The 255-nt window shown below is 72.9% G+C and carries 1 protein-coding gene; it reads right to left on the bottom strand.

Features of this window, described 5'->3' with window-relative positions; all coding sequences use genetic code 11:
* Positions 1-255: DUF2550 domain-containing protein (locus B0F77_RS46285; protein ID WP_143467313.1), on the bottom strand; the 255-nt coding region annotated here is incomplete at both ends.

A 255-nucleotide genomic window follows, 5' to 3' on the forward strand; every position in this document is an offset into this window, starting at 1 on the left:
GGAACGGCACCGCAGCACGGTGGCGCCTACCGGCATGGCGTACGCCTCCGGCCCTGTCGGCTCACGGCGCGCGTCGATCTCGAGCCCGTCTCTGGAGATGAGCTGGTTGGGCCCGGACCCGAGCGAGAGCACCCGGAACCACGCGAACGAGTCGCCCCGGTAGTGCCCCACGCCCAGATGCCAGCCACGCCCGCGGTCGTCGAACTGGCTGCGCAGCGCCACGTGCACGCCACCCTCGCGCAGCAGCCGGATGCG

Origin of the sequence: Lentzea kentuckyensis (assembly GCF_002150765.1) — a bacterium.
In the GTDB taxonomy this organism is placed as follows: domain Bacteria; phylum Actinomycetota; class Actinomycetes; order Mycobacteriales; family Pseudonocardiaceae; genus Lentzea; species Lentzea kentuckyensis.